Annotated in this window: 2 protein-coding genes; both read left to right on the top strand. The window is 71.0% G+C overall.

Annotated elements, in window-relative coordinates; all coding sequences use genetic code 11:
- The coding region (locus ACFWBB_RS42480) for an amino acid adenylation domain-containing protein (RefSeq protein ID WP_385284642.1) at nucleotides 1–1,914 on the top strand (1,914 nt) is incomplete at its 5' end.
- Nucleotides 1,915–2,015: 101 nt separating this feature from the next.
- On the top strand, nucleotides 2,016–3,559 hold a 1,544-nt coding region (locus ACFWBB_RS42475), incomplete at its 3' end, for a condensation domain-containing protein (RefSeq protein WP_385284639.1).

Genomic DNA, 3,559 nt, shown 5'->3' with positions numbered 1-3,559 from the left:
TTCAGTGGTCTGGGGGTGGGGCCGTTCGGGCCGGTGTTGCTGCATGAGTTGATCGAGCGTCGGGTGGATGCGGATCCGGGTGCGGTGGCGGTGTCGGGTGATGGTGTGGGGCCCGGTGGGGTGTGGTCGTTGAGTTATGGGGAGTTGGAGGAGCGGGCGAACCGTTTCGCGTGGTGGTTGCGGGAGCGGGGGGTGGGTGCGGAGTCGTTGGTGGGGGTGTGTCTGGAGCGGGGGCCGGATCTGGTTCCGGTGTTGTTGGGGGTGTTGAAGGCGGGTGCGGCGTATCTGCCGTTGGATCCGTCGTATCCGGCGGAGCGGGTGCGGTATCTGGTGGCGGACGGTCGTCCTGGGGTGGTGGTGTCGTCGGCGGGTGCGGACGTGGTGCTGGCGGGTGCGGAGGCGGATGCCGAGGTGGTGCGGGTGGAGGACCTCGCCGGTGAGCTGGCGGCCTGCCCGGCCGGCCGCCCCGCCGTCCCCCTCCACCCCGAGAGCCCCCTGTGCATCCTGTACACCTCCGGCTCCACCGGCCGGCCGAAGGGTGCGGTGCTGCACCACCACGCCGTCACCAACCGGCTCCAGGGCATGGTCGAGCAGTACGGCTTCCACGCCGGTGACAGAGTGGTGCACAAATCGCCGCTCGGCTTCGACCCGCACCTCTGGGAGTGCTTCGTCCCCCTGCTGACCGGCGCCCGCATCGTCATGGCGGCCCCCGGTGGCCACCGTGACCCCGGCTATCTGCTCGACCTGTGCGAACGGGCCCGGATCAGCTGCTGCGACGTCGTCCCCTCCATGCTGCGCGCGCTCCTCGACCACGGCGGTCTCGGCTCCCGCGCGGCCGGGTTGCGTCTCATGCTCTGCGGGGGTGAGGAACTGGCCCCCGACCTGGCCGCGGAGTTCCTGCGCCAGGCGCCGGACACCCGGTTGCACAACATGTACGGCCCCAGCGAGACGACGATCGACGCGACCACCCACCAGGTGACCGCGCCCGTCCCGGCCGGCCGGGTGTCCATCGGCCGTCCCGTTCCCGGCTCACGGGTGTACGTCCTGGACGGGGCGTTGCGGGTGCAGCCGGTCGGTGTGGCCGGTGAACTGTGCATCGGTGGGGTGCCGTTGGCGCGGGGGTATCACGGCCGGCCGGGGCTGACGGCGGAGCGGTTCGTGCCGGACCCGTTCACGGCCGGTGGCCGGTTGTACCGCACCGGCGATCTGGTGCGGTGGCGGGCGGACGGCACGGTGGAGTATCTGGGGCGGCTGGACCATCAGATCAAGATCCGTGGGCAGCGGATCGAGCCGGCCGAGATCGAGGCCGCGCTGACCGGTCATCCGGCGGTGGACCAGGCCCTGGTCACCACCGCGCCCGGCACGGACGGCACCCCCGAACTCGTCGCCTACCTCACCGAATCCCCCGGCGCGGCCCCCGTGACGGCGGGCGAACTGCGCGGCCACCTCGCCCAGCGGCTGCCTGCGGCCATGCTGCCCGGCTCCCTCGTACGGCTGCGTGCCTTCCCGCTGCTCGCCAACGGCAAGGTCGACCTCACGGCACTGGAGTCGATGCCCGGCGACCGCCTCGTCACGGAACGCGTGTACGAGGCACCGGCCGACGCGCTCGAGGAGGTGCTCGCCGGTATCTGGGCCGACGTGCTGAAGGCCGAACGGGTCGGCGCGCACGACGACTTCTACGACCTCGGCGGGCACTCTCTGCTCGCCACCCAGGTCGTCTCCCGCATCAACGCCATGCTGCGCGTGGAGGTCTCACTGCGCTCCTTCGTAGGGATCTCCACGGTCCGTCAGCTCGCCGGAACCGTCCGTGAGACGGCCGCCGGCTGCGGCCTCGACGCCGATCAGATCGCCGACCTCGTGCTGCGGATCAGCCGCCTCTCGGCGGACCGCGTCGCGGAGCGTCTCCAGGCCTGATCCCCGCCCGGCGCGCCCACCCGTCCGCCCTTGACGCCGTACTCCCGCACGAACCTCGCACACGCTTCCCGACTTCGTATGTGACAACGGAGGTACGCCCCATGGCCCTCGCTCCCTTCTCCGCCGACCAGCAGAAACTCCTCGACCAGCTTCTCGACCAGCAGGGAGTGGCCCGCCGGGCGAGCGTGATCGAGCCGCGACCCGATCCGAGGGCCCCCGCGCCGCTCTCCTTCGCGCAGGAGCGCCTGCACTTCTTCGACCGGATGCAACCGGGCTCCCCGCTCTACTCGATGACCGGCCTGGTCCGGCTGCGCGGCGCGGTCGACGTGGCGGCCCTGGAAAGCGCCCTGGGCGAGGTCGTCGCCCGGCACGAGGTGCTGCGCACCGTCTTCCAGGAGGACGCGGACGGCACGGTCCACCAGATCGTGCTGCCGGAGGTCGTCGTCACACTGCCGGTGACCGAAGCGACGGGCCGGGGCGAGGACGCCGTACGCGAGCGGGTGCGGGAGGAGAACGGGCGCGGCTTCGATCTCTCCCGGGGCCCCCTCCTGCGCGGCTCGCTGCTCCGGCTCGACGAGTCCGAATGGCACCTCGTGCTGTGCGTGCACCACATCGCCGTCGACGGCTGGTCACTCGGGGTGCTCGTCGAGGAACTCGCCGAGAGCTACGCCGCCCGGGTGTCGAACCGTGCGTCCGACCTTCCCGAACTGCCGGTGCAGTACGCCGACTTCGCACTCTGGCAGCGTGACTGGCTGTCCGGCGAACGGCTGGAGCGGCAGCTGTCCTACTGGCGGGACCGCCTCGACGGCGCCACCGCCCTCGATGTGCCTGGTGACCGTTCGCGTTCGGCTGAGCAGTCGTTCGCCGGTGATTCGGTGCGGGTGGGGATTCCGGCGTCGTTGGTGTCGGGGCTGACGCGGTTGGTGGAGGGTGAGTCGGCGACGTTGTTCATGGGGTTGCTGGCGGCGTTCTCGTCGGTGCTGGGGCGGTGGGCGGGGCAGTCGGATGTCGTGGTGGGTACGGCGGTGGCGGGCCGGACGCGTACGGAGCTGGAGCCGTTGGTGGGGTTCTTCGTGAACACGCTGGCGTTGCGGGTGGAGGTGGGTGGGGGTGCCTCGTTCCGTGAGGTGGTGCGCAGGGCGCGGCAGAGCGCGTTGGACGGCTTCGCCCATCAGGACGTGCCCTTCGAGCGCATCGTCCAGGAACTCAGTCCCGAGCGTCACAGCTCAGGACACATCCCCTTCGTCAACCACATGCTGGTGCTGCACAACACGCCGTATCCCGAAGTGCGGCTGCCCGGCGTCACGTTCGAGGTGGTGCCCCTGCACACCGGCACGGCCAAGTTCGACCTGGAACTGGAACTGACGCTGCACGCCGACGGCTCGCTGGTGGGGGCGTTGGAGTTCTCGTCGGAACTGTACGACCGGTCGACGGCCGAGCGCCTCGTGGAGGGCGTCGTCACGCTGCTCGGCGACGCGCTCGCCGACCCGGACGCGCCGGTCGCGCTCCTGGGCGTGGTCGGCGACGCACAGCGGGAACTGCTGCGGACCTTCAGTGGTCTGGGGGTGGGGCCGTTCGGGCCGGTGTTGCTGCATGAGTTGATCGAGCGTCGGGTGGATGCGGATCCGGGTGCGGTGGCGGTGTC

Origin of the sequence: Streptomyces sp. NPDC060000 (assembly GCF_042737375.1) — a bacterium.
Lineage (GTDB): Bacteria > Actinomycetota > Actinomycetes > Streptomycetales > Streptomycetaceae > Streptomyces.
This window is presented reverse-complemented; position numbering and strand designations above follow the sequence as displayed.